A 25,607-nucleotide genomic window follows, 5' to 3' on the forward strand; every position below is an offset into this window, starting at 1 on the left:
ATAAAAAATGGCAAGAGAGGCGATACCTATGCGCATAGAGAGAGTGGCAAGCCCAAGTCAAAGGGCGAATATGAATAGTTTTGCAAAGATTTTGACTGCCATTGCGCTTGTTTTGTTGGGGTTTTATGTTTACTCGCTTGATTTATTTAGTGAAAATCCACCACAAACCAAAGTCTATCTCTACATAAACCCCACCAAACCTGTCCCCATAGATGATACAAGCGTGTGGAATACAAACCGACAAATCGCTGTTTTTGTCCAAAGTGTGAGCGGAATCAAATCCTACACCATAAAGGCTCGCACAAAAGGCGGGCTTACTGTGGTAAATACAAAAGAAGTGCTAAATGACAAACCAAAAAAGCTAAAAATAGTGCTGCCAAAGCCTGATGTCCCACTACCTGATAAAACTACCGTGGATTATGAGATTTACATCACGGATTGGAGTAATGCAAATTTATTTAGCGGAAGCACGACTAAGAAAAATCTGCAACTAACTATCAACTCAAAGCAGCCCGTCATCACTGTCATATCACATTCTAATAAAATCAGCTATGGTGGTAGTGCACTTGTGGTGTTTCACATAGATAGCGTAGATATAGGGGAGCTAAGCATTAGCAATGGCACACAAGAATTTATCCCATTTCCCTTTATGAAAGAGGGATATTATGCCGCACTCATAGCGTGGTCAATCGCTAGCAAAAACTTCAGTGCGAGCATTTTTGTGCGAGATTCTGGCTACAATACTCGCAAAATGGTTGTGCCATTTATACGAGATAATGCTCCACGCTACTCCAAATCCACCATTGTGCTAAAAGAGGATTTTCTAAACAACAAGCTAGATTCTTTGATTAGCGATATTGGCCGTAGTTTCCCAGCAGGTATGGAGGATAATTTTGAAAAATTCCAATACATAAACGAAACCATTCGCAACCAAGATGATGAGATTATCTCCACAAAGCTACAAGAAGCGATGAGTGCACGAGCAATCTTGCTATCCCAAAAGCCCAATTGGGAAAACTTCACTCCACTCAAAGGATATAGCACGGTGGGTAGGTTTGGCGATGCTCGCACATACATAGCACCTGATAAGCAAACAAGTCAATCTGTGCATTTGGGAATCGATATGGCAAGTGTCAAAAATGACAAAATTATGCTGTCAAATGACGGGAAAATCGCCCTTTCGCAGCAGTTAGGCGTGTATGGCAAAACAATTCTTGTAGAGCATAGCTTCGGGCTAGTAACGCTGTATTCTCACTTGCAAGAAATCCAAAGAGATGAAAATGAAGTCGTAAGAAAAGGCGATATTTTGGGGCTCACAGGGCAAAGTGGCTGGGCTTTTGGCGACCATTTGCACTTCGGAGTCTTGGTAGGAGGCGTGCCTGTGAGGGTAAGTGAGTGGCTAGACTCAAAGTGGATAAAAAACAATATAACAGATATTTTTGAAAGCGCGGCTTTAAGCATACAAAGGCAGGGCGAGAATCCTATGAATTTGGAACAATAATAGCAGTATACAAAATCTAAGTGCTTAAAAGATTTTGCAAATTTGTAGCTAAAGTCTTAAAAAGTCTTGCGAAATTTTAGAAGCAAAATCTTGGAAGCAAAATTTTATCTAAGTTTGCAAAAGTTTTAAGGAGAATCCATAATGAAAACAAGACAGCATAATCAACGAGTAATTGTCCTAGAGGAGCAAAATGAAGATGATATTATCAAATTCTTACATAAAAATGCCTTGTTGCTTATGCGCTTTGTGATAAACTTCAAGTCCCCCATTTCACAAAATCTACAATCCACGCTAAAAGAGCTAAATCTCTGCTACTTCGTTGGCATAATAGAATCAAAGCCCACTCAAAGTGAGCAAGAAAAAATAGAAAAACTAAATGCAGATTCTACAAATCAAAAAGAAACTTTGGAAGCAAAATCTAGCCAAAATGATTTAGGCAAACCTAAATCTTGTGCTAATTCCACAAAGATTATCCACAAAGTGCGAAGTGGTGAGGAAATCACACATAATGGACATCTACACATTCTAGGTGATATAACAAGTGGGGCAAAGGTAAGTGCAAGCGGAAGTGTAACGATATTTGGCGATTGCTATGGCGTGCTAGAAGTTAGGGGGGAGTTTTTGATTTTGCGTAGATTGCATTCGGGGTATATCGTGTTTGATGATGAGAAGCTAAATGCCGATATGCTCGCAAAAATAAACGCAAATGACAATCTAAAAATCATCATAAAAAATGGCGCAAATATCATCATAAAAGACATAGTTTTGGGCTAAAAAATAATGCAAAATGTATAAAATCCAAAAATCTAAAATAAATGAAAAATCACGCAAATTTGCACTAAACTTGCAAAGTTGAACTAAAATAACAAAACAAATACAAAAAAACTACAAACAATAAAGGATAAATAATGAAACAACGAACTATCAAAAACAAAGTAGAGTTAACAGGTATAGGACTTCACAAGGGTGTGCCTGTGAAGCTAGAGCTAGAGCCACTAGAAGCAAATAGCGGAATCGTATTTTATCGTAGCGATTTGGGCGTGTCTATCCCGCTTAAGCCAGAATCTATCATTGATACGACTATGGCGACTGTAATCGGCAAAGGCGAGGCAAAAATCTCTACTATTGAACATCTAATGAGTGCGATATATGCCTATGGGATTGATAATCTAAAAATCAATGTCGATAATGAGGAAATCCCTATAATGGACGGTAGCTCTATCGCGTGGTGTATGCTACTTGATGAGGCGGGGATTAGGGAGTTTAGCGAAGCAAGAGAACTTGTGATGATAAAAAAGCCACTTGAAGTGCGCGATGGCGATAAATTCGTGCGACTAGAGCCAAGTGAAAAAACGATTTTTGATTTTGCCATAGATTTTAAGCACCCAGCCATAGGCAAGCAACAATATAAGTTTGCATTTTCTCGCAAAAACTACCGCGAAGAAATCGCACGCGCTAGGACATTTGGATTTTTGCAAGAGGTAAATTATCTACGCTCTATCGGGCTTGGTAAGGGTGGAAATCTAAACAACTGCATCGTGCTAGATGAAAGCGGGATAATGAATAAAGACGGCTTGCGATATAGCGAGGAGTTTGTAAGGCACAAGATTTTGGATGCGATTGGCGATATGGCGATACTTGGGATTCCCTTGCTTGGTAGCTATGTGTCTTTTGCAGGTAGTCATAAACTAAATTCTATGCTTACCCAAAAACTCCTTAGCGATGAAAGTGCTTATGAAATCATCACTTCTACACAAAACGAAAAGGCGATTGAATTTGAAAAAGCACTAGCACTTGATTAGGATTTGATAGTCGCGTTTGCTTGCAGATTTTGCCAAAATCTCTTGCGTAATTTGCGCATAGAATAATCTATGCGCAAGCAAAGTTTTTGCTAGAAATTTTGTGGCGGGTTTTGTAGCAAGTTTTGTGGAAAATTTTGCAAAAATGTGCTTTGTGAAGTGCCACCAAACACGCTTGATAATATAGTTACTAGCAGACAAATCCCAGAATCAATTAGCCTAGCCAACACAGCAAAATAAGGAATGAAATGCCCTCTTACAAAGCCTCTCTTACGCGTTTTAGCGCACTTATAGATTCCCTAGAGCAGATTCCCACTATTGGCAAAAAGTCCGCTAGAAAAATCGCTTTTACGCTTGCTACGGAAAATAAATACTTAGCCTTGCAAATCGCACAATGTATCGAAAACTCAATAGGTGCGGTGCGCTCTTGTAGTATCTGTGGTGCGCTTAGCGAGAATGAAATCTGTGAAATCTGCCTAGATGATAGCCGAGATAGCACCAAACTATGCGTGGTGCTAAATGCTAGAGATATTTTCACGCTAGAGGATATAGGGGATTTTGATGGGAAGTATTGGGTGCTAGAGGGCGAGCTAGAGAGTATAAACTTCACTGCGATAAAGGAGCGTGTAGCAAAGCAAGGCGTGCAAGAAATCATCTTTGCTTTCTCCCCAAGCCTAGCAAACGAAGCGGTAATGCTTTTTATTGAGGATAAATTAAGCGAATTTAGCCACATAGTGTTTAGCAAAATCGCTCAAGGTGTCCCCACAGGCATAGGACTAGAAAATATCGACCAGCTCTCACTATCTCGTGCGCTAAGTGCGCGAGTAAAGCTATAAAATTATAATGAGCTAGCAAAATCTAGAGATATTTTGTATTCTTGCAAAACCTCAATATGACAATGTTGATTCTATCGCGAGTGGGCGCAATAGAATCAACACTTAAGCGAAACATAGATGCTAGCAAATATTGATTTTACTAGCCAAAGGCATAAATTTGATTCTGTCAAATACTAAAATTAGCATAGAGTTGGTATAATCCGCGCTATAAATTTGAAACTAAAAATCTTAAAATACAAGACACTTACAAAGAGGACAAAATGGGATTTGAGATATTTGGAATGCGTGTGTTTGACTTTAGCAAACCGTTTGGATATTTTGAGGCTTTTAGCACGATATTTATCGTGTGTGCTATTGCGTTTGTGGGATTTCTACTGCTTGCAAATGCTGCCAAAAAGCACAACAAACATAGCTAGATTTAGAGAGTATTTATGGTATGAAAAAGATTTTTTTATTTTTTGGATTGGTGGTAAATCTTGCTTTTGCTAGCTCCGTGCCACAATGGGCAAAAAGCGGAATCTGCAGCGAAAAAGACTGCGCAGTGGGCGAGGCAAGCAAAAAAGAGGGAGAGGCTTCTGCCCTAGCTCGTGCGCTAAAAAGCCTACGACTAAGTCTAGGCACAAGCGTGCAAGCAAACTATGAGGAGCGCGTAAACAGCGAGGGCGAGAGCAAAGCAAGTGCCCAAACCAAAATCTACGCTTCTATGCAAAATATCGGCTACAAGGTAATTGATAGATTTATCGATGATAAAAAAATATACATAAAAATCCAATATGAACCAACAAAAAAGATTTTACCAAATGAGGAAATAGGCGAATTTAGCATAATCTCAAACTTTGAAAAACTATGCAAATCACGCGATTTGGACGGATACTATTGTGTAAGTTTGGGCAAAAAATACGAAAATGGCGAAAATGACTTGGCAAAAAACTACACTATCGCACTAAAATACTATGAGCAAGGCTGCAAAATGGGAACTTTGGAGGGCTGTGTATATGCGGGGAATCTTTTGCAACAACAAAATATGCAAGGTGTTTTAAAAGGCGAGAAATCAAGCCAAAAAGCAAAGCAGTTTTTTAGCAAGGCGTGTGAGGGAGGGCTAGGACTAGGCTGTGAAAGGCTAGCAAGTATGGAGAGTGAGCCAACAGTGCGCAGGGATTTGTATAAAAAAGGCTGTCTTTTAGATGATGCGCTATCTTGCGCGATTTTGGGCGAGATATATGAGTTTGGGCTAGCACATCTCTCAAAAAACCCCATAACTGCTGAAGTAGCATACGAGGATTCTAAAGGAATCGATAAAAACGGAGATGGCGCAGTCATACTAGCTTCAAAGATAAAAGATAAATCTCGCAGGATAAGAGAATACAAAAAACTATGCGAAGCGCATAATGCACGCGCTTGTGCGCTACTAGGACAAGAGGAAAACAATATCACATACTTAGAAAAATCTAGTGCGCTAAAATCGCCTCGCGGACTGTATTTCCTAGCCCTAAAACAAGAAGCTAGAAGCACCAAAAGCGAGCTACTAAAAAAATCCTGCTTACTCGGAGAAGCAAAAGACTTCACAAAAGGTTGCGTAGAGCTAGGCAATCTATACGCGCCCTCAAAGGAAAGTCTAGAGTATTATTCTATCGCTTGTGGAAGCCTTTTTTACGCGCAAGAAGCGTGTGAGAAACTATATGAAATCTCGCCAAAGGCTTGCAATAATGAGGTGGTTTGCGAGCAAATAGCAAACACTAGACGAGCTACAACACAAGTAGCACAAGAAAACGACTATGACACTTATGTACACGCTACAAAATCTAAGTCGCGCTACACGCCAAATGATGAAACTGCTCTAAGTTCTCTATCGCCTAGATTTAGCCTATTTCTAACTGCTGGTTTTGGTGCAGCAGATACCATAAAACTAGAAAATATCAAAGGATATGATGAAATCCAATCTAGTGGTGCAAATTTTGTATTTGCACTTAGATTTGGCTCTGAAATGCGACTGCTACACAAAAAATTTACTCCATATATTGCGCCCTACATTGGCATAAGCTCTACGGATATTTTTGATATTTCTGACTTTAGTGGCGTTAGCTCCACTCGCTCAAAAACCTTGAGTATGACAGCGATAAATGGTGGCTCACAAGTGGGAATCAAGCTGGGGGGCTTAAGAGTATATGGGCTTATAGACTATGGATATAGGCTTTTTAGCGAGGGGACACAAGATATTGCTGTGCCTATTAGAAACACTCTAGGAATAGGTGGAGGCATAGCCTATCGCTTCAAAGTATGGGTTATCAGTGCAGAGTATCTGCAAGCAACCTACACTTACAATGGTGGGGAGATAAAAAGTAGCAGGCAAAATAACCACTACTCTTGGAGCAAAAACTTGGAGCTAAATCTAAATAGCTCCACACACAAAACAAAATCTAGCATCTTTCTTGTAAATCTAGGGATTGCGTTTTAGATTTGGTTGGGCGATTTTGCTTACACGATTTTTGATTTTCTAGATTTTTGATTTTAGGTTGTCGCAAAATCTAAAAACTCCTTACGCGAAGTCCTATGCCCAGCCTATGAGAGATGTGATTATACTCATATAGATTGTCCCCATAGCCATAAAAATACTGCACATAAAGCGAAGTAAAATCATTTAGCCCAAAAGCATATCCTAGTCGCACACTTGCGTGATAGCGAGCATAGTCTGCAAGCAGTGGGGTGAAATGCACTTCAGCTAAATGCCGTGAGTGCTTGTAGTAGAGCTTTATATTTGCATAGCCCATATACTCTGGCAAGTCTATATTGTCCTTGCGCTGCTGGATATAGGGCCAAGCACTGATATGCACGCCCAAATTGTGCTGCTTTTTGACATTGCCAAAATCCCTCTCCCATATCGCCTCTAGCATTAGTCGATTTGCAGCACTTCGCGAGCGACAATCGCTAGGCGTAGGGTCTTCAAATGATTCCCTCCTGCACTCTTCCCCGCCTATGCCATTGCTATAATGCAAAGCACTTCTTCTAATCTCCCTCCCAAAATCTCCACCCCCACAGGATATGAGTAAAAAATACTTGGCTTGTAGTCTGTATCTCGCACGGGGCTAGAGTAGCGGAAATTAAACTGCTGAAACCACATAGTCTGCGTATAGCCAAAAAACAAACTCCCCTTACTCCAAAAAGCTCCACGCCAAATAGGGATTTTCGCGCTTAGCTGGAATTTTAGCTCGTTTCTATCGTTTATCCCCCACACAGGCGTGAAGCTGTGATAAAACAAAAAATAAGTCCCCTCGTGCTCAAAAATCTGCATATAATATTTGTAAGAATCCTGCGCTTTTTGGGCACGCTCTTTGTAAGTGCGGGGAGAGAAAAAATGTGCTTTTGTCTTGTGCAAAAATGTGTTTTTGGGTTTGTCAGTTTGTGTCGTAGCGTCTTGTAAAATCGATTGTGAAGTGGGACTTGGGGTGGTTTGTGGATTTAAAATAGTTTGCGAGTTGGTTTGCGGATTTGGTTGTAAAATGCTTTGTGGATTTGCTTGCGAAGCTGGCTTTGGAGTGCTTCGCAAAAGATTTTGCCAAGAGTCTCCATTTGGTTGTGCTATACTTGATTGTGGCACGCCTGATTTTAGCGTGCTTGATTCTAGTGCACAGGCTTCTACCACTAGCGCAAAAACGCAAAAATACTTAAAAATTTTTATTGATTCTTTTTTCACCTCTTACTACCTCATTAGATATTTTTGCAATACTTACTGATGGCTTCTTGCACTCACTTGTAAGTCAAAATCTAGCTAGCTTTTTGGCTAAGCAAAACTCGTATTGTAATACATAAATGCAGATTTTATCTATTTTTTTGTGGCAAAACTACTTAGAGTGCTTGATTTATGTGTGGCAGATGCACCAAATATTTGTGCTATTTTGCAAAAAAGCTGTGATTTTGGAGCGCAAAACTTCTGCAAAGCGTATAAACCTACGAGAGTGCGCAAGGTAAGGTGTGTGAAGTGAAATGCACAAAATAAAGCACACAAAAATAAAGTCCAAAAACCCAAATAACAATAAAGTAAGTAGCAAAATCTATCATTCTAGGCAAAATCATAAAACCAAGTTTTTGTGATGAGTTTGTAAGATTTATCTGCAAAGCAATATACTACTTCGCGCCTTTTGTGCGATTGCACTCACGGCAGAGCATTTGGCAATTTTCGATAGTCGTTTTCCCGCCCTTGCTCCAAGCCTTTATATGGTCAGCTTCCATTTCCCCTATTTCAAATTTTTGCCCAGCGTTAGGGCATTTTTTATTCGCGCAAATTCCCCCTTGCCTTTCATACACTTCGCGTTTGATATTTTCATCAAATGCCCTTAGATTTAAGCACTTTTCATCGCCACTTAGCACATATTCATAGATTCCGCTTTTCTTTTGCACTTCGCTATCTTGCATTAGTTCTGCGATTTTAGCTTCAAGCTCTGTGGCATCTAGTGGCTTATCTTTGTATTTATTATAAAAAATCCCCCACTCTAAGCCTTTCATTTCTTTACGATATTTTGGGAATTTCATCTCCACCCAATCAATCACTGCGCAAAAATATCCCCACAGCTCATCAGCATTTTTAGAATCTTTGGCATTTTTGCCCATATACTCACAGATAGCTTTATCATCTCTCTTATTTACTCTCCAAGCAATCGCACTCTCCAAATACTCCTGCCTCAAACTCTCACCCTTCAAATACCTCCCACCTTTTTGCTCCGCAAGTGAATTGCGCTTACTAAATCTCCTTTTGGCATCACTTAGCCACGCACTCACATATATGGCGTTTCGTAGTTCTTGGTCGGTGAGTTTTTCACCCGCGATATTTATCACTCTAAACCACTCTAACTTCTCGCTTTCCTCACCCTCGCACACATACACCATAAGCTCATAATGCAAAAATTGCTCTTTTTTATCCTGCGCTAAATTATGAAAATACTGCTCATCTACGCTAAAAACGCCATTATGATAATCACAAATACTTATCGTGCGCTGCTGTCCATCAAGCACTTCATAAGAATCCTCGCCATTTTTTACCCAATAGATAGAATTAAGCGGAAATCCCTTAAAAATCGTGCGAATCACTTCATCGCGTTGTTTATCTTTATAGACAAATTCTCTTTGATAAGGCGGGCGTATATTAAGATTTTTATTATATCCCAAAACCGCTCCGCTTTCCTCATCGCGCTCATAACCTTCCACTAACTCTTTGATTTTTATTTTTTGTAATTCTATTTTCATTATTTATCCTTTCGTTTTTGAATAATTATTCGCCTATATATTTTATTTCCGTTGATACTATTGCAACCTTTACCTAATCCATTATTTAATAAATGATTATCAAGCCCTAATAACTCAAACTGTTTGGGATTATGTTTATCTAAAAATGTTATCGGAACTCCCATAATGCCGTCATAATCGGTAGGAATCTCATTTGTTTTATCCACATTTATTGCGTCATAATTATCATATTTTGGATATTTTTCGGGTGTTTTGGCATAGGAGTGAATAGTCTCTAAAATCTCGTGCCGTTTTTTGTGGTCTAGATTCGTGAGCCAGCATATATTTCCAAAACTACGCCATTTTTGCCCATCATCATCAATCCAAAATCGGTTACTTCTTTCTTCGTAATACTTTGGAACTTTAAAGGCAATATAAGATAGAGAACTACCAAGCCACATTTTATTTTCTTTTATCAATTTAAACATTTCTTTATAGGTTATAACATTCGTATTGCCAATAATCACAAACTTTTTATCATATTCCACTAATTGCGCTACATATTCGCGAAATAGTGAAAAAGGCGGATTAGTAACGACAATATCGCTTTGTTTTAATAACTCTATGCAATCCTGCGAGCGAAAATCTCCCGCGTTGTCTAAATCTTTATCCTCAGAGATTTCAAAGAGATTTTGTGAAGTCTTGCGTTGTGCTTTGTCAGATTTTAGCGGTGTGGTTTTGGGCTCTAATAAATGCTTATTTGCCTCAAAGGTTTCTAATACATTGCTATCTTGCGTGGGGCTACGAGAGAGAGAGAGAGAGAGAGAGAGTAGTTGCTCAAGCTCAGCTATGCCTACTTTTGTAGGGTCGCTTATGTAATTATCTTTGTGGATTCGTATGCAGTAAGCCTTTTTAGGTGAATCCTCACTACTTACCTCACGGAAATTTTGACTTTTATAGCAAGTGGTGATAAGCTCTTTTAGCTCTAGGTGCTTAAAATTTAAGAAAAAGTATTTGAAAAAATTACTTGCCAAAGGGTCATCGCAGTTGCAATACACTACTTTGTCTTTAAAATGGCTTTTGTAGTGTTTTAGCTCGTTTTCTATATCCTCAAGTTGCGTGTAGAACTCATCTTTTTTAGCGTTCTTTGCGCTGTGCAAGTTTGCATTTTTTGCCATTGTATTTCCCCATAAAGATAAAATCAAATAAAATCGCTATTGTAGCAAAAATTGGCTATTTTATTTGTTGCAAGATTGTTGTGGATTCTATAATTCTAGTAATTTTAGCGCGTAACAAATGCAAAAATATTTTAGATGAGCTAAGTTGGATACTTTGCTACACTGCGTTTCGCTCAGTATGACAAGTTTTTATTTTTTTGCTTACTACGATTCTGCATTGTCTTACAAACAAATTCTAGTATTTGCGGTGGAGGTTGTGGAGTTTTTGGGGATTTTTGAGTGCGAGGCTAGACTAATGGTCTGCGAACACTCGAAAATCCCCAAATCTACGCAAAATGCACCCAAAGACGAATTTTTTATTTTCGTGCGATTTTTTCAATTACCGCATTAAACGCCTTGCTTGGTCGCATTATGCTGTTGCATTTATCATCATCTAGCTTATAGTAGCCGCCCAAATCTACCTTTTTACCCTGTGCGCCGTTAAATTCCGCACGGATAGACTCTGCATTTGATTCGAGTTCGCTTGCCACCGCGCCAAAAAAGGTGGAGATTTGTGAATCCGCACTTTGCTCCGCCAAAGCCCTTGCAAAATACATTGCTAGGTAAAAATGGCTTGTGCGGTTGTCGTCCTCGCCGACTTTGCGTGAGGGGGCTTTGTTGTTATCTAGCCATTGTCCTATCGCGCTATCTAGGGCATCTGCTAGGACTTTTGCCTTTGCGTTGCTATTGCGCTGTGCGTAAAATTCCAAACTCGCCTGAAGTGCGAGAAACTCACCTAAGCTATCCCAGCGCAAGTGGTTTTCCTCCACGAGTTGCTCGACTTGCTTAGGTGCGCTACCCCCAGCCCCTGTCTCAAACATCGCCCCACCATTTAGCATAGGCACAACGGATAGCATTTTGGCACTTGTGCCAAGCTCTAGAATGGGGAACAAATCGGTGAGATAGTCGCGCAACACATTGCCCGTAATGCTTATGGCGTTTTTCCCCGCGCGGATTAGGGCTAGGGAGGCTAGGCACGCTTCTTTGGGCGCGAGAATCTCCATAGATTTGCCTTTCTCACTTAGTCGCTTGCGCACAATCTCTGCCATTATTTTGTTGCTTGCGCGTTTTTCATCAAGCCAAAAAATCGCCTTTTCACCCGTTAGCTCCGCTCTCTCAATGCCTAAATCTATCCAATTTAGCACCGCGTCAATCTTTGCTTGATTTGCACGATAAATGTCTCCTTTGCGCACTTTGTGGCTTAAAAGTGCGTTGCCACTCTCATCAAGTATGCTAAACTCGCCATCACTTGGTGCGATGAAAGTTTTATCGTGGCTGCCGTATTCTTGAGCTTTTTTTGCCATTAGCCCGACATTGCTCACACTCCCTAGCTTGCTTGGCTCTAGCGTGCTGTTTTTGTGCAAATCCTCAATCACGGCTTCATAAATCGTGGCGTAGGTTTTATCGGGGATTACCGCGTTTGTGTCGCACTCTTTGCCCTCGCTATCCCAGAGCTTTGCGCCATTTTTTAGCATAGCGGGCATTGAAGCATCGACAATCACATCGCTTGGAATGTGGAGATTTGTGATGCCTTTGTCAGAATTTACCATTGAGATTTTGGCGGATTTTTGTAGGATTTCGTTATACAGGGCGAGAATCTCGCTTTTTTTAGGGCTAGATTCGATTTTGCTTAGGATTTCAGCTACGCCGTTGTTTGGATTTACGCCAAGCGCGTTTAGCTCATCGCCAAATCTCTCAAAAATCTCCTCAAAATACGCCCTCACCGCATAGCCAAATAGCACAGGGTCGCTTACTTTCATCATCGTGGCTTTGAGGTGGAGGGAAAACAAAATCCCCTCTTTCTTGCACAGTGCGATTTGGGCTTTGTAAAACTCATAGAGCTTCGCGCTATCCATAAATGTCGCGTCCAAAATCTCATCTTTTTCTAGCTTTAGGTTTTCTTTTAGCGTGGTTGTGTTGCCATTTGAATCTTTGAAAACGATTTTGGCATTTGTGGGCTTGGCAATTAGCACTGCCTTTTCGTTGTCAAAAAAGTCGCCATCTTTCATATAGCTCACAATGGTTTTGGAGTTTTTATCAAATGGAATCACGCGGTAGGGGTTTTTGCGCGCATAGTCTTTGACTGCCTTTGTGCTGCGTCTATCAGAATTCCCTGCGCGAAGCACGGGATTTACCGCGCTTCCTAGCACTTTTTGGTATTTTTCTTTGATTGCCTTTTGCGCATCATCTTTTGGCTCATCGGGGAATTCTGGCACAGCATAACCTTTGCTTTGAAGCTCTTTTATCGTGGCTTTTAGCTGTGGAATGGAGGCGGAAATATTGGGCGTTTTGATAAGGTTGCAGTCCTTTTCTTGCACGAGTTTGCCAAGCGCACCAAGCGTATCAGGGACGCGCTGGGAGTCTTTTAGGAGTTCAGGAAATTGTGCCAAAACTCGAGCGGATAGCGAAATATCGCTTGTGGCAATTTCTACGCCTGCGTGATTGCAAAATGCTTTTGCAATGGGGAGGAAAGAGTAAGTCGCTAGGGCTGGGGATTCGTCTGTCAATGTGTAGGTGATTTTCATTGTGTGTCCTTTTTGTTTGAGATTTGGAATGCAAGGATTTGCTAAAGCCAATAGTAGCTTTAAGAAATGTCAAAAAGTATAGCAAAATATCATTATGTTTTGTGAAAAAATTTTTTACCTTTTATAAAATTTACTTTGGATTTTTGTAGGATTTTATTTGCTTAGAGAATGCACGCAAAAGAAAATCCGCATTTGTAGCGAAAGAATGCGTTATAATGTGCGTTTATTTTCACAGATAATCACAAAACAACACCATAAGCTAAGCAATAAAGCAAAAACGGAGAATCCAAAATGCCGACAGACTTCACAACACCTTTTTCTATCAGCGTGCCTGCTACAAGTGCAAATCTAGGACCGGGCTTAGATGTGCTAGGACTTAGCCTGGATTTTCGCAATGAGTTTAGCCTCTATCCTGCAAGTGCAACAAGCATAGAGATTTATGGCGAGGGTGAGGGTGTGAAGCGATTTATCGTAGATAATATGTTTGTCAAGGTGTTTTATAAAACCATAAGAATGCTAAATGAGGAATACGCCAAAGGCAAGGGGCAGCCACAATATCGCTTTGTATTTCACAACAAGATTCCAATTTCGCGCGGTATGGGCTCTAGCTCGGCTATCATCATCGGTGCTATTAGCGCGGCGTATAGGGCTTTGGGCTTGCAGCTTGATAGGGACTCTATCGTGCAAAAGGCTTTGAGCTATGAGCCCCACCCTGATAATATCACACCTGCGACATTTGGCGGGCTAAATGTCGCTATGCTGGGCGAGGGCAAAGATAGAGGAAAAGTGCTTCATATCAAGCACAATATGCCTAGCTGTTTGCGTGCAGTTATGGTTATCCCGCACCGCTCGACTTCGACAAAGATTTCTCGCCAAAGCCTGCCCAAAAAATACAGCTTCAATGACGCTGTGTATAATCTCTCTCACGCTTCACTTCTAGTAGCGTCTATAATGCAAGAAAAGTGGGATTTGGTGCGACAAGCAAGCAGGGATAGGTTTCATCAAGAGCGCAGAATGCGCTCCACTCCCGTGCTATTTGCCGTGCAAAAATGCGCCCTAGAAAATGGAGCGATTTTAAGCACGCTATCTGGCAGTGGCTCAAGCTTCCTTAGCCTATGCTTAGAAGATGATACAAAAAGACTTTTTGGCGCACTAAGTGCGAAGTTTGGCAAACTTCGCGTGGTAGAAATGGGGCTAGATAATGAGGGGATAAAACTAGAAAAATGACTAAAAAATGATTTTGTGTAGAAAAAATCTGCGCTAAAAATTTGTGTAAAAAATTTTAGAAAAAATAACTTTTGTAAAAAATCCGCAAAAAATATATGCAAAGTCTAAAATCAAAAAACTAAAAACTAGGGAATCCAATGTATGAAATCGCGCTAGTGTGTATAAACTCGCCTTTGTATTATGGGGTTTACAAAGATAGGAATCTCATCTATGAGATAAAAAAAGAGGGCAAGACTTTGGACGCGCTACACGCTATGCAATGCGAACTAAAAGCAAAGCATATCACGCCAAAAGCGGTGTATTATGCACGCGGTCCGGGGAATCTAAGCGCGCTAAAGCTAGCGCATACTTTTTTGCATACTTTGGAAGTGGTGGAGGGCATAGAGCTAAGGGCTTGCGATAGTTTTGACTTGCTTGGAGAAGTGGCGATATTTGCCTTTGGGAAGCGGTATTTTATCAAGCGTGATAATGAGATAGAGTGTGTGTTTTTGGACGAGGTGCTTGAGATTGGTGAAAAATCTAGGCAAAATGCTAGTCAAAATATCGGTGTAGCAAAAAAAGATTTTGGCTCTAGCGCGAGACTAGGCGGGGTATCAAGCGAGGTGTCAAAAGATTTGGATTCTAGTGTGGGGGGCGTGGTGGATAGTAGTGTAGATTTTGACTTTGCCAAAGGAGCTGGTTTGGGCTCTAGCGTGGATAGTGCTAAAGTGGGTGGTGCTAAGGCAGATAGTGCAAAAAGAGTAATTTTTGATTCTAGCTTTGAGTTTAGATTCCCGCGTAGGCTTGATATTTTGCTTTTTGACTCTCCTTGTGAGCCACTGTATGTCTTGCCTCCTGTTACTTTGCCACCTGCGTGAAATTTATTAAGGCGAGTTGATTTTGTGATATTTTTGTCATACTTATCATTTCCCCCCTCCCTTTGCGGAGGGGATTTGGGGGTGGGTAATTTCCACTTTGAATTTGAAGCGAAGCTAACAACTGCTAGCAATGCAGATATTTTCGTCATTGTAAGATTCCACGCGAAAGAGTGCAATCGTAGCAAAACAAGCATAGCGAAGTTTCTTTAGTAATCCAAATACCACTTCGTCATTGCGAGCAAGTCGAAAGACTTGCGTGGCAATCCATAAAAAAGACATAGATTGCTGTGAATCACCTTTCGACTTGCCCGCAAAACAAACGAAGTGAAGTTTCTTTAGTAATGACGATGTGGGCGTAGATTGCCACGATTTTGCTACGCAAAATCTCGCAATGACGGAAAAGAACCCACCCCCAAACCCCCTCCGCAAAGGGAGGGGGCTTTAAAAAGCGTAAAAAATTCATTGTCATATTTAAACAAAAGCGAAATATCCAAAAAAGCACTTCTTGTAAATTTGCATTTTTTTGAGATACTTCGGTTTGTGCCAAACTCAGTATGACAAGAAAAGCTAAACCTTAATTATGGCAAAGAAGCGCAAAATACAACAAACCATATAAAACCCCACAAATCAATTACAAATCATCACACAAAGACTTCAAAGTATGCACCTGCACAAAATATACGCAAAACCCCCGCGAAACCCACCTCTACAACATTTCAAACATTTTAAACATTTTAAAATTCTCGCAATTTGACAGATTCTCACAAAATCCCCTCACGCTTCCCCACATTAGCAATCCGTTTTTTTTTTTTTTTGTAGTATCGGGTTTTGGATAAAAGATTTTTGATTTTAGGTTTTTGAAAAATTTAAAATCCTAAATCAAAAAACATTAAACAAAGGATACTAAATGCAGAATCTACACTTTAGCCCACAAGAGAGAGAAAAGCTAGAAAAAGCACTAAAACTATTTTTTGAGCGAAGTAGCACCCAAAGCGATACCATAGTAGGACTAAATACTTTTGATATTATCTCATATTTAGGTTTTCTAGTTGATTATGGATTTTTTGTTGATTGTTCATTTGGGGTGGGGAAAAAGGCAAAGGACACTTGGATAATATTTATAAGAAAAGACATACCAAACATCAAAGCAAGCTGGGGAGTGTATCCTAGAATATGCTTTCACACTGCAAGCAATCAAATAGAAGTCAGCATTGATATTTCCACAAGCAAACATAAAATCACAAAAAAGCTATATGAGTTCGCAGCTAAGCCAAAAGTATCAAACTACAATAGTCAAAACTCACAAAATGCTTACTTTTCATACCCAAGCTATGACATAGATAGCATTATCACAAAGCTAGAGCAAGACTTGCAGTGGTTTTTACAGCTACCTACTAGCGAACTAGAATATGCACATAAAATCTAAAATAAGGAGTTAGTGATGAAAAAAGTGTTGTTGGTATTTTGTGTGATTGTAGGTGTAGCAAATGGTGATACTTATACGTCTACTTATATATCTTGTTTGAATGAATTAAATCAATGTGTGGAAAAATATATGGCAGAGGCAGAATCGCACGAAAAAGCAGTCTTATTTTGCGGACGAAGACTTCGTTGTTATGATAATGAGAGAATGTTAGAAAAACAAAAAAGTGAATTAGCTGCCAAACAAGCTGCCCAACAAGAACAAGCTAGATACACAAAATGTCGCAATGGTGATGCAGATGCTTGCTTTGATATAGGCTATGAAGAGTTATCAAAGTGCGAAGAAGTTGATTGTAATCAAACTGAAGCACTTACATATTTCTCAAAATCGTGTAATCTAAAAAACAAAGTAGGTTGCTTCAATACGGCTGTGATACTAGAGCAAAATCTGTTTTTCAAAAACCCTACAAAAGCGCAGGAATATTATAGAAAGTCTTGCAATATGGGCTATGAGCCAGCTTGCTTCAAGGTTAAATAAAAAAGTAAGGTTTATTTAGAAAGTCTTTGATTTCTTTAGCAAACAGGCAAAGCGAAAGTTCTTTAGTAATGAATATTGGGTGTGGATTGCTACGCTCATTTCGTTTGCTTGCAATGACGATTTTTTTGGATTGCTTCGTTGTGGCTTTGCCACTGCCTCGCAATGACGGTGCAAGCGGAATTTGTATCTTTTGTGTGGGTTACTAAAGAAACTTCAGTTTTGCTTTGTTTTGCCACGATTCTACGCTTTCAAGCAAAATCTCGCAATGATAAAAATGTCTGCATTGCTAGCGGTTGTTAGCTTTGCTTGAAATTCAATGGTGGGTATATACCCACCCCCAAACCCCCTCCGCAAGGGAGGGGACTTTTGAAGTTGCAAACCTCCTCCACCACATTTTTATCATTTGGGGGAGGGCTTCATATAGTAGCAACTTTTTAAAGCAAAAAAAAATAGGGAGGAAATAGTTGTATTCATCACAAAAAAAGAAAAAAACGAGGTAAAAATGTGCCTTTATAATCCCTACTTTTTGTAGTTTGCCACTGCTTTTTGGAGTATCGCTTCAGCTTCTTTTATGTCTCGATAGTCTTTGACTTTTACCCATTTGTTTGGCTCTAGGATTTTGTAAGTCTCAAAAAAGTTTTTGATTCTATCAAGTGTGATTTTTGGCAAATCCTGCAGGCTTTTGACATTGTCATATCGTGGGTCGATTTTGCTTGTAGGCACGGCTAGTAGTTTCTCGTCCATTCCGCTTTCATCTTCCATTATCAGCACACCGATTAGTCGTGTTTTTATCACGCTTCCTGCTTGCAGGGGGTATTCATTTAGCACGAGTATATCCACAGGGTCGCCATCATCTGCCAAAGTGTTTGGCACAAAGCCATAGTTCGCAGGATAAAACATAGCACTATACATTACCCTATCGACTACGACTGCTCCAGAGTCTTTGTCTACTTCGTATTTTATGTTTGAGCCATAAGGGATTTCGATTATTGCGTTTATGCTATCAGGGCTTTTGCCTACTTGGATTTTTGAGATGTCCATTTTTGCTCCTTTTATTTTAGATTTTTGGCTGTCTCTAGGACAAAGGCATTCATTTCAGCTACTATCTCTTCTATGGTTCGCTCGCCATTGATTTTGTGTAGTAGTTTTCGCGCTCCATAAAAGTTCTCGATACTTTTTAGCGGGTCTAGAAATACTCTCATTCTGTTGTTAAACACCTCGATATTATCATCAGCTCCTCTAGCCCTGCCTAGCACGCGCTCCCTTGCTACTGCTTCACTTACGCTTACCTCTATCACGCTTGCGAGTTTGACTAGGTTTTGGGATTCTAGCTTTTCGTGTAGGGCTTGCATTTGCTCGACACTGCGAGGATAGCCATCAATTAGGATAATATCTCTTGGGGCTTTTTGCATAGCTGAAATTATCGTGCTTACGACTATTTCTAGCGGGACTAGATTTCCTTTGGCGATGATTTCGCCGATGATTTTGCCTTGCTCGCTTCCGCGCTTGACTTCATCTCTTAGCAAGTCGCCTGTGGAATAATGCACGATTGTCTTTGGGTTTTTGCTAGCGATTAGCTGTGCGTCTGTGGTTTTGCCACTGCCGGGTGCACCGATGATTAAAAAAAGCTTTTTCATTTTTGCTCCTTTTTTTAGTTTGGGATTTTACAAATGCGCTTTGTGAGTGCGTTTGAGAGCACTTAAGCGCACTATTGTAGCGAATTTTTTTGTGGATTGCGCAAGCGAATGTGCAACTCACGCAATAGCTCTTCGCCCACCACACTTGGTGCAGAAGTAAGTGGGCAAGCTGCCTTTTGGGTTTTGGGGAATGCGATGACATCACGGATACTTGATGAGCGCGTGATAAGCATAGTAAGCCTATCTAGCCCGATAGCAAATCCTCCGTGTGGTGGCGCACCATACTGCAAGGCTTCAAGCAAAAATCCAAATTTCTCTTTTGCTTCCTCTAGGCTAATCCCTAGCAAATCAAACACAGCTTGCTGCATATCGTTTTTGTGGATTCTAAGGCTTCCTCCCCCTAGCTCTACGCCATTTAGCACGACATCATAGGCGATAGATTCTATTTCCTCTATATCGCTAGAGCCGCTCTTGTATTGCTCTATGCTTTGGCTGGAGAGATTTTTTGGCATAGTAAATGGGTGATGAAGCGCGGAGATTGCACCATTTTCATCTCTCTCAAACATAGGAAAATCAACCACCCACGCGAATTTGAACTCTTCTTCATTGATTAGTCCCATATCTTTTGCCACTTTTGTGCGCAATCGCCCCATATAATCCCAAATGCTTTTTTTATCCCCCGCGCCAAAAAATATAATATCCCCCTGCTGTGCTCCTACGCGCTCTAGCAATGAAGCTAGATTTTCTTGGCTTATAAATTTCACAAGCGGTCCTTTTGGCTCATCTTTGATTTGGATATATGCCAAGCCTTTTGCGCCAAATTTTCTCACAAACTCCTCTGCTTCGCTTAGCATTTTTCGTGAGTAGAAATTGTCCCCGCCTTTCACGCACAAGGCTTTGAAGCGGTTTTTGTGCGTGTCTTTTGCGATAGAGGCAAAAATCTCATTGCTAGAATCCACAAACAAATCCCCCACTTCTATGAGTGGTAGCTCAAAGCGCAAGTCTGGCTTATCACTGCCGTATTTTTCCATAGCTTGACTATAAGGGATTTTTATAAATGGTGTTTGTATGGGTAGATTTAGCGCACCAAAAATATCAGCTAGCAGATTCTCACACACGCTCATCACATCGTTTTCATCACAAAAGCTCATCTCTACATCGATTTGGGTAAATTCTGGTTGCCTATCGGAGCGCAAATCCTCATCTCGAAAGCATTTTGCGATTTGGAAATATCTATCAAATCCACTTATCATAAGAAGCTGCTTGAAAAGCTGTGGGCTTTGTGGCAGGGCGTAGAATTCGCCATCGTGGATTCTGCTAGGCACGAGATAGTCTCGCGCTCCTTCTGGTGTTTGCTTTGTCAGTATGGGTGTCTCAACTTCTAAAAATCCCATTTTTTGCAGGCTATTTCTACCACTCATCGTTATATCACTGCGAGTTTTGAAAATGCTAAACGCCTTTGGGCTACGCAAATCTAGATAGCGATATTTTAGCTTTAGCTCATCGCTGATATTTTCATCATTTACGATTATTGGTGGGGTTTTTGCGCGATTTTCGATAGTTAAGGTGTCGATTAAAATCTCTATTTTGCCTGTTTCTAGTTTGGGGTTTTCTAGCCCCTCGCCACGCGCCCTCACTTTGCCTCTAGCTAGCAGCACAAACTCATCACGCACGCTTTGGGCTATCTCATAAGCCTGCGGAGTAGAGGTAGAATCACACACAAGCTGCACTAGCCCGCTACTATCACGCAAATCGATAAACACCACGCCTCCGTGGTCTCTATAACTATTGCACCACCCACATACTGACACTTCTTGTCCGATAAGATTTTCTCTCACTTTTGCGCATAAATGCGTTCTTTGCATAGATTTCCTTTTTGATTTTATTTAGATTTTGTGCTTGCGGATTTTGCACTTGTGTAGCAGATACAAGCCAAACGCGCTTAGAATCTGCTAGCTTTTAGACTACTCTGTAAGGTGTTTTAAGTCCACGCCTTATAAACCACTTTGATAAGCCCACTTTGATAGTCTGCTTGGCAAGCCATTTAGATTAAAAACTTGCGCAGATATTCTTCGACTTCGGCGGGATTTGACTTAGAGATAAAGGCATTTGCGCCTAGCTTTTGAGCCATTTCGACATTAGAATCACTGCTCATAGAGGAGTTTACAATCACAGGGATATGCCTAGATTCTGGCGTGTTTTTGACTCTCTTTAGCACTTCAAAACCCGATATTTTTGGCATTTCTAAGTCAGTAATGATAGCTCCCACTTGGGTAGCCACACCATCAGAATACAAATAATCAAGCAGTCCCTCGCCGTTTGCAAAAGTCATATAATGCACATGCAAATGCTCCAAAATCAGTCCCAACGCCTTGCTAGCTGATTTGGAATCCTCTGCCACCAAAATCAGTTTATCAGTGTTTATGCGTTGGAGATTGTCGATTTCTAGCTTGCTAGATTCTGCCATATCGGGAAACGCATCAGCTACCATTCGCTCGACATCTAGGATTTGGATTACCGAGCCGTCATCGTATTTTGTCGTGGCTACGACTTTGCTTTCTCCATCAAACCCAAACTCCCCTCCTGCTGTGATTTCGCCCCAATTTTTGTTGATGATTCGCTTCACACCCAAAATCTTAAGCCCGATATTTTGGCTTGAGAAATGGCAAATCACCACAAGGCTTTTTTGAGAGTTTATCGAAAATGGGCGCAAATCCCTATGCGGGTCATTTGCGCTAAAGTATAGCCACCTGCGCATATCAATAAGTGGCATAGACTCCCCTCGCACGGTCAAAAACCCAAGCACAAGCCCGTCTTTTTCGCCCGCAGTTTCTGTTATCTCGCCGTCATAGTAGATGATTTCGCGCACTTTAAATACATTTATCGCATAGAGTTGCTCGCCGATATGCTGCCCAGAAGTAGGGCTAAACACGCTTGATTCTAGGTTTTCTAGCAGTGGGTGAGGGTGGCTTTTGCTCTCATCTCTTGGGGTTTGGTGTGGTTTTGTGGGTTGTGGATTTTGGCTAGTGTGTTGATTGGTGTGTGAAGTGATATTTGTGATGAGTGAGTTTTGCGCACTATTGTGCTTGATACTTGTGAGGTCTGTAAGCTGCGTAGCACCAGAGTAGACAGAATCGCTCATATTTTGGCGTGTATGCTCGTGAGGAGTGTGGGCTAGCACTTGTGCGCCCTCCCCATTTGATTCTAGTGAATCCACCACATTGCCACAATGAGGACACACAGCCCCGCCACAATGAGGGCATACTGATAGGGTGTTTGCTTGCTCTTGTCCTTGCAAACCATTTGGCAAGCTGTTTGGCTCTCCATTTGGTGAGCCGTTTTGCAAAGTGCCTTGTGCTACACCTCCTGCTACATTTGCATTGCTCTGTGCTAGGCTAGAGTTTGTCGCGCTTGTGTCGTTTGAAATGCTTGCGACATTTTGGGAAGTGGCTTTAAAAGTGCCTTGCGATGAATTTGGTAGCGAAAAAAGCTCTAAGGGATTTTTGTCATCAAGTGTGAAGCACAAAAACTGCGCTTCGTTGTTTAGGTGCAGGCTTGTTTGCTGGTCTATATCTTTTAGCAAGCTAACTCCTTAGTATTGATTTGTGGCTTAAGATTCTGCGCCTTTGGATTTGGGTAGATTCTATTTAAGCAGATTCTCTTTATTAGGCAGAAAATTATATAATTTTACTTCAAATTTTCTTTATTTTTCTTTACAAACCCTCAAATAAAAGGCAAAAAATGCTTGCTTCTTTTGATGAATACACACAAGCGGTGGCAAAACTTTCTAAATATGCTTATGCCTACTATGTCTTAGATGACCCAATCGCTAGCGATGAAGAATACGACATTTTATATCACGAAGTCAAGGCTTATGAGGATTCTCACCCGCAGAGTATATCCCCGCTCTCGCCTACACAACGCGTAGGTGGCGAAGTGCTAGAGGAGTTTAGCAAGTCTAGACATTTAAGCAGAATGTGGAGCTTAGATGATGTGTTTAGCGTAGGCGAGATGAGCGAGTGGGTGGATAAAATCCTAAAATCCTATCCAAATGCGTCTTTTGTATGCTCGCCCAAATTTGATGGGGCTTCGCTAAATCTACGCTATCAAAACGGCACGCTTATAAGCGCGGCGACAAGAGGCGATGGGCTAGTGGGCGAGGAAGTCTTGCACAATGCCAAGACAATCCGCTCTATCCCGCTTCATATCCCACACAAAGAGCTAGTAGAGATTCGTGGCGAAGTGGTAATCAAAAAAGAGGATTTTGAGAGTATCAACAACGAGCGACTACAAAAAGGCGAGCCACTCTTTGCCAATCCACGCAATGCCGCTGCGGGCTCGCTTCGTCAGCTAGATAGTGCCATAACGGCTAAGCGAAAGCTACTTTTTGTCCCGTGGGGCATAGGCACAATCTCAAGTGAGACTAAATCAAACGAAGTAGATTTAAGCCAAACAAAATCAAACAAAGTAGATTTAAGCGAAACAAAATCAAATGAGGCAAAATCAAACGAAGCGGACTTGGGCAAAACAAACTCAAATTCTAAGCTAGATTTCGCGCTTTTGGATTCTAGCTTTTATGGTGCGATGAGACAAATCCAAGATTTTGGATTTGCGCCGTTTTTGGGGGATTTGGCAGTGGCAAAAGACGCGCAAGAAATCCACGCACACTATGAGAAGCTAAAATCTAAGCGAGGTGATTTTGAAATGCTACTAGATGGAATGGTAATAATGCTAGATAGCTTTGCTTCTCAAGCGCAGCTAGGCTGGACAAGCAAATCCCCACGCTTTGCTTGTGCGTATAAATTCCCCGCGTCAGAAAAAATCACAAAAATTCTCTCAATCACTCATCAAGTGGGGCGCACAGGTGTGATAACGCCCGTAGCCGAGCTAGAGCCTGTGGAAATCGAGGGGGCGAAAATCTCTCGTGCCACACTTCACAACTACGCAGAGATAGCCAAAAAAGACATACAAATAAATGATTTTGTAGTCCTCATACGAAGTGGCGATGTAATCCCCAAAATCATCAAATCAATCCCCACAAGACGCGATGGCACACAAAAGCGCATACTCCCTCCCACGCACTGCCCGATATGCGATAAAGAGCTAGTAAAAGAGGATATTTTTATCCGCTGTGCAAATCTCTCTTGTCAAGCTAGGGTAAAAGAATCTATCGTGCATTTTGCTAGCAAAAAGGCACTAAATATCGATGGCTTGGGTGAGAAAATCATATACTTGCTTTATGATATGGGCAAAATCTCATCGATTTTGGACATTTACGCGCTAAAAAGGGAGGATTTGGCAGATTTGGAGGGCTTCAAAGACAAAAAAATCGCTAACCTACTAGAAGCGATACAAGCTAGCAAGGGCGTGGAGCTGTGGCGCGTGATAAACGCACTAGGTATCCCAAATATCGGGGAGTGGGCTAGCAAGCAGCTTGCAAGTAGTTTTGGCGTGGAGTTTTATACAAAAAGCAAAGATGAGATTTTGGCAATCAATGGATTTGGCGAGGAAATGGCGCAATCAATTTTGGAATTTGGCGTGATAAATGCAAAAATCATCGCTAGGATTTTAGAGATTATCTCGCCAAAAGTGCCACCGCTTAGGACGATAAATGCTTCAAGTGGGGCTTTGGGCGATAAGAATCAAGGCGGGGGGAATCAGGGCGAAGCAAACACTCAAGGTGGTGCAGGCAATGCGGGTAATGTGAGCAATGTGGATAATGTGGATAATGAGCGTGATTTGGGGCAGATTTTTGCGGGCAAAACATTTGTCATCACAGGCACTCTATCTCGCCCGCGCGATGAGATAAAGCAAATGCTAGAATCGCTAGGAGCGCGAGTAAGCGGAAGTGTGAGTGCCAAGACAGACTTTGTGCTTTGCGGGGAGAGTGCAGGGAGCAAAGAAGCAAAAGCCCGCGCGCTAGGCGTAAAAATTATCAATGAAGCAGAGCTAGAAAATATGCTGTAAATGGATATGGTTTTGTGGTGGTTTTTGTCTTGTTTTTGGGTTTTGTGGAATTTGTGAGTGTTTGTTTGGGCTTGCGAGGATTTATTTTTGTTTTTTATGAGATTTTGCATAGCAAAATCGTAGCAAAACAAGCGAAGCGCAGTTTCTTTAGAAAACAAGGCAAAGCCTAAGTTTCTTTAGTAATCCATAAGCCTCATCATCATTACCAAAAGAAACTTCGCTGCACCGTCATTGCAAGCAAGTCGCAAGACTTGCGTGGCAATCTATTTCTTTTTTGTGGATTGCCACGCAAATGCTAACGCATTTACTCGCAATGACAAGAAGGATTCCCCCTCCCTCTGCAAATGGTAATTTTGCGAGTTCCCCCTCCCTTGCGGAGGGGGTTAGGGGGTGGGTTGATTTTTAGAGATACTTAGGGATTAGAAGCCCTTAAGTATGACAACTTACATTGCAGAAAAGATATTTTGCTTGCGCTTAAGTATGACAAAAAGTGCAAGGAGTGCAAAATCCTTTTGGATATTTCGGTTTCTTGCAAAACCTCAATATGACAACATTTTTCGTCATTGCGAGCAAATGTGTCAGCATTTGCGTGGCAATCCAAAAATGCGCCAAACTCGTCATTGCGAGAATCGCTTTAGCGATTCGTGGCAATCCATACAAAAAAACAAAAAGACATAGATTGCCACGCTCGCTTTGCTCGCTCGCAATGACGGGAATATTTGCATTGTTAGAAGTTGTTTGCATTATTTGGGATTCAAGGGGGGAAACCCACCCCCAAACCCCCTCCGCAAGGGAGGGGGCTTAAAGAAAAGCAAATACCCTCGTGCTAAGGGAGGGGGTTTAAAAAAGCAAGTATCCTAACGC

General features: G+C 41.2%; 24 protein-coding genes and 1 pseudogene. 13 read left to right on the top strand and 12 right to left on the bottom strand.

The window, feature by feature from the left end; genetic code table 11:
• Window positions 1–28: 28 nt before the first annotated feature.
• The 6 genes from CQA40_RS09560 to CQA40_RS09585 all read left to right on the top strand — a co-directional run bounded on the left by CQA40_RS09560 (window position 29) and on the right by CQA40_RS09585 (window position 6,591).
• Entirely contained in the window at window positions 29–1,501 is a 1,473-nt protein-coding gene (locus CQA40_RS09560; protein ID WP_181882907.1) for a M23 family metallopeptidase, read from the top strand.
• A gap of 141 nt (window positions 1,502–1,642) precedes the next feature.
• Window positions 1,643–2,275, top strand: coding sequence for a septum site-determining protein MinC (locus tag CQA40_RS09565; protein WP_115520616.1), 633 nt, complete (start codon window positions 1,643–1,645; stop codon window positions 2,273–2,275).
• Window positions 2,276–2,409: 134 nt separating this feature from the next.
• Complete coding sequence (gene lpxC / locus CQA40_RS09570; RefSeq protein ID WP_115520617.1) at window positions 2,410–3,303, top strand: UDP-3-O-acyl-N-acetylglucosamine deacetylase; 894 nt, start codon at window positions 2,410–2,412, stop codon at window positions 3,301–3,303.
• A gap of 245 nt (window positions 3,304–3,548) precedes the next feature.
• The gene (recR, locus tag CQA40_RS09580; protein WP_023928634.1) at window positions 3,549–4,136 is read left to right on the top strand and encodes a recombination mediator RecR; all 588 of its coding nucleotides are present in this window, start codon (window positions 3,549–3,551) and stop codon (window positions 4,134–4,136) included.
• 260 nt (window positions 4,137–4,396) lie between these two features.
• Window positions 4,397–4,552, top strand: a complete 156-nt coding sequence (locus tag CQA40_RS11265; protein ID WP_181882908.1) for a hypothetical protein — start codon at window positions 4,397–4,399, stop codon at window positions 4,550–4,552.
• Between the two features lie 20 nt (window positions 4,553–4,572).
• A complete protein-coding gene (locus tag CQA40_RS09585) occupies window positions 4,573–6,591 on the top strand; it encodes a tetratricopeptide repeat protein (protein WP_115520619.1) in 2,019 nt (672 codons plus the stop codon).
• A gap of 70 nt (window positions 6,592–6,661) precedes the next feature.
• On the opposite strand, the gene CQA40_RS09590 is transcribed toward CQA40_RS09585, so the two are convergent.
• The 5 genes from CQA40_RS09590 to CQA40_RS09620 all read right to left on the bottom strand — a co-directional run bounded on the left by CQA40_RS09590 (window position 6,662) and on the right by CQA40_RS09620 (window position 13,095).
• On the bottom strand, window positions 6,662–7,129 hold the full coding sequence (locus CQA40_RS09590; RefSeq protein ID WP_115520620.1) for a phospholipase A: 468 nt from the start codon (window positions 7,127–7,129) through the stop codon (window positions 6,662–6,664).
• Entirely contained in the window at window positions 7,108–7,827 is a 720-nt protein-coding gene (locus tag CQA40_RS09595) for a phospholipase A (protein WP_115520621.1), read from the bottom strand. Before CQA40_RS09595 ends, CQA40_RS09590 begins: the two co-directional genes overlap by 22 nt.
• 431 nt (window positions 7,828–8,258) lie before the next feature.
• Window positions 8,259–9,374 carry a DUF262 domain-containing protein gene (locus CQA40_RS09600; RefSeq protein ID WP_115520622.1) on the bottom strand — a complete coding sequence of 372 codons (1,116 nt, stop codon included), beginning with the start codon at window positions 9,372–9,374 and terminating at the stop codon, window positions 8,259–8,261.
• The gene (locus tag CQA40_RS09605; RefSeq protein ID WP_115520623.1) at window positions 9,374–10,531 is read right to left on the bottom strand and encodes an adenine-specific methyltransferase EcoRI family protein; all 1,158 of its coding nucleotides are present in this window, start codon (window positions 10,529–10,531) and stop codon (window positions 9,374–9,376) included. Before CQA40_RS09605 ends, CQA40_RS09600 begins: the two co-directional genes overlap by 1 nt.
• A gap of 356 nt (window positions 10,532–10,887) precedes the next feature.
• On the bottom strand, window positions 10,888–13,095 hold the full coding sequence (locus tag CQA40_RS09620) for an NADP-dependent isocitrate dehydrogenase (protein ID WP_115520626.1): 2,208 nt from the start codon (window positions 13,093–13,095) through the stop codon (window positions 10,888–10,890).
• Window positions 13,096–13,386: 291 nt separating this feature from the next.
• On the opposite strand from CQA40_RS09620, the gene thrB reads away from it, so the two are divergent.
• Window positions 13,387–14,322 carry a homoserine kinase gene (thrB, locus tag CQA40_RS09625; protein WP_115520627.1) on the top strand — a complete coding sequence of 312 codons (936 nt, stop codon included), beginning with the start codon at window positions 13,387–13,389 and terminating at the stop codon, window positions 14,320–14,322.
• A gap of 137 nt (window positions 14,323–14,459) precedes the next feature.
• Window positions 14,460–15,179, top strand: a complete 720-nt coding sequence (locus CQA40_RS09630; RefSeq protein WP_115520628.1) for a hypothetical protein — start codon at window positions 14,460–14,462, stop codon at window positions 15,177–15,179.
• 114 nt (window positions 15,180–15,293) lie between these two features.
• Here CQA40_RS09630 and CQA40_RS11270 read toward each other — a convergent pair whose 3' ends face one another.
• Both CQA40_RS11270 and CQA40_RS11275 read right to left on the bottom strand, forming a co-directional pair.
• Window positions 15,294–15,458, bottom strand: a complete 165-nt coding sequence (locus CQA40_RS11270; RefSeq protein WP_181882909.1) for a hypothetical protein — start codon at window positions 15,456–15,458, stop codon at window positions 15,294–15,296.
• Between the two features lie 13 nt (window positions 15,459–15,471).
• Complete coding sequence (locus CQA40_RS11275) at window positions 15,472–15,642, bottom strand: hypothetical protein (protein ID WP_181882910.1); 171 nt, start codon at window positions 15,640–15,642, stop codon at window positions 15,472–15,474.
• Window positions 15,643–16,086: 444 nt separating this feature from the next.
• Here CQA40_RS11275 and CQA40_RS09640 point away from each other — a divergent pair, with 444 nt between their 5' ends.
• The 3 genes from CQA40_RS09640 to CQA40_RS11280 all read left to right on the top strand — a co-directional run bounded on the left by CQA40_RS09640 (window position 16,087) and on the right by CQA40_RS11280 (window position 17,345).
• The gene (locus CQA40_RS09640) at window positions 16,087–16,605 is read left to right on the top strand and encodes a hypothetical protein (protein WP_115520630.1); all 519 of its coding nucleotides are present in this window, start codon (window positions 16,087–16,089) and stop codon (window positions 16,603–16,605) included.
• Window positions 16,606–16,620: 15 nt separating this feature from the next.
• Window positions 16,621–17,139, top strand: a complete 519-nt coding sequence (locus CQA40_RS09645; RefSeq protein ID WP_115520631.1) for a tetratricopeptide repeat protein — start codon at window positions 16,621–16,623, stop codon at window positions 17,137–17,139.
• A gap of 68 nt (window positions 17,140–17,207) precedes the next feature.
• A complete protein-coding gene (locus tag CQA40_RS11280; RefSeq protein WP_181882911.1) occupies window positions 17,208–17,345 on the top strand; it encodes a hypothetical protein in 138 nt (45 codons plus the stop codon).
• Between the two features lie 313 nt (window positions 17,346–17,658).
• On the opposite strand, the gene ppa is transcribed toward CQA40_RS11280, so the two are convergent.
• The 5 genes and pseudogenes from ppa to CQA40_RS11725 form a co-directional block, all read right to left on the bottom strand.
• Entirely contained in the window at window positions 17,659–18,180 is a 522-nt protein-coding gene (gene ppa, locus CQA40_RS09650) for an inorganic diphosphatase (RefSeq protein WP_115520632.1), read from the bottom strand.
• Window positions 18,181–18,191: 11 nt separating this feature from the next.
• Window positions 18,192–18,776 (bottom strand): adenylate kinase, encoded by a 585-nt coding sequence (locus CQA40_RS09655; protein ID WP_115520633.1) that lies wholly within the window; start codon window positions 18,774–18,776, stop codon window positions 18,192–18,194.
• 71 nt (window positions 18,777–18,847) lie between these two features.
• Window positions 18,848–20,641 (bottom strand): aspartate--tRNA ligase, encoded by a 1,794-nt coding sequence (gene aspS / locus CQA40_RS09660; protein WP_115520634.1) that lies wholly within the window; start codon window positions 20,639–20,641, stop codon window positions 18,848–18,850.
• 179 nt (window positions 20,642–20,820) lie between these two features.
• Window positions 20,821–21,918 carry a chemotaxis protein gene (locus CQA40_RS09665; RefSeq protein ID WP_115520637.1) on the bottom strand — a complete coding sequence of 366 codons (1,098 nt, stop codon included), beginning with the start codon at window positions 21,916–21,918 and terminating at the stop codon, window positions 20,821–20,823.
• A gap of 336 nt (window positions 21,919–22,254) precedes the next feature.
• A pseudogene (locus tag CQA40_RS11725) lies at window positions 22,255–22,359 on the bottom strand (chemotaxis protein CheV); the annotation flags it as partial.
• A gap of 158 nt (window positions 22,360–22,517) precedes the next feature.
• Here CQA40_RS11725 and ligA point away from each other — a divergent pair.
• Window positions 22,518–24,743, top strand: coding sequence for an NAD-dependent DNA ligase LigA (gene ligA / locus CQA40_RS09670; protein WP_115520635.1), 2,226 nt, complete (start codon window positions 22,518–22,520; stop codon window positions 24,741–24,743).
• Between the two features lie 499 nt (window positions 24,744–25,242).
• Window positions 25,243–25,548: a hypothetical protein gene (locus tag CQA40_RS10910; protein ID WP_147290198.1), complete on the top strand. Its 306-nt coding sequence runs from the start codon at window positions 25,243–25,245 to the stop codon at window positions 25,546–25,548.
• Window positions 25,549–25,607 lie beyond the last annotated feature (59 nt).

The organism is Helicobacter sp. MIT 01-3238, assembly GCF_003364135.1.
GTDB lineage: Bacteria > Campylobacterota > Campylobacteria > Campylobacterales > Helicobacteraceae > Helicobacter_B.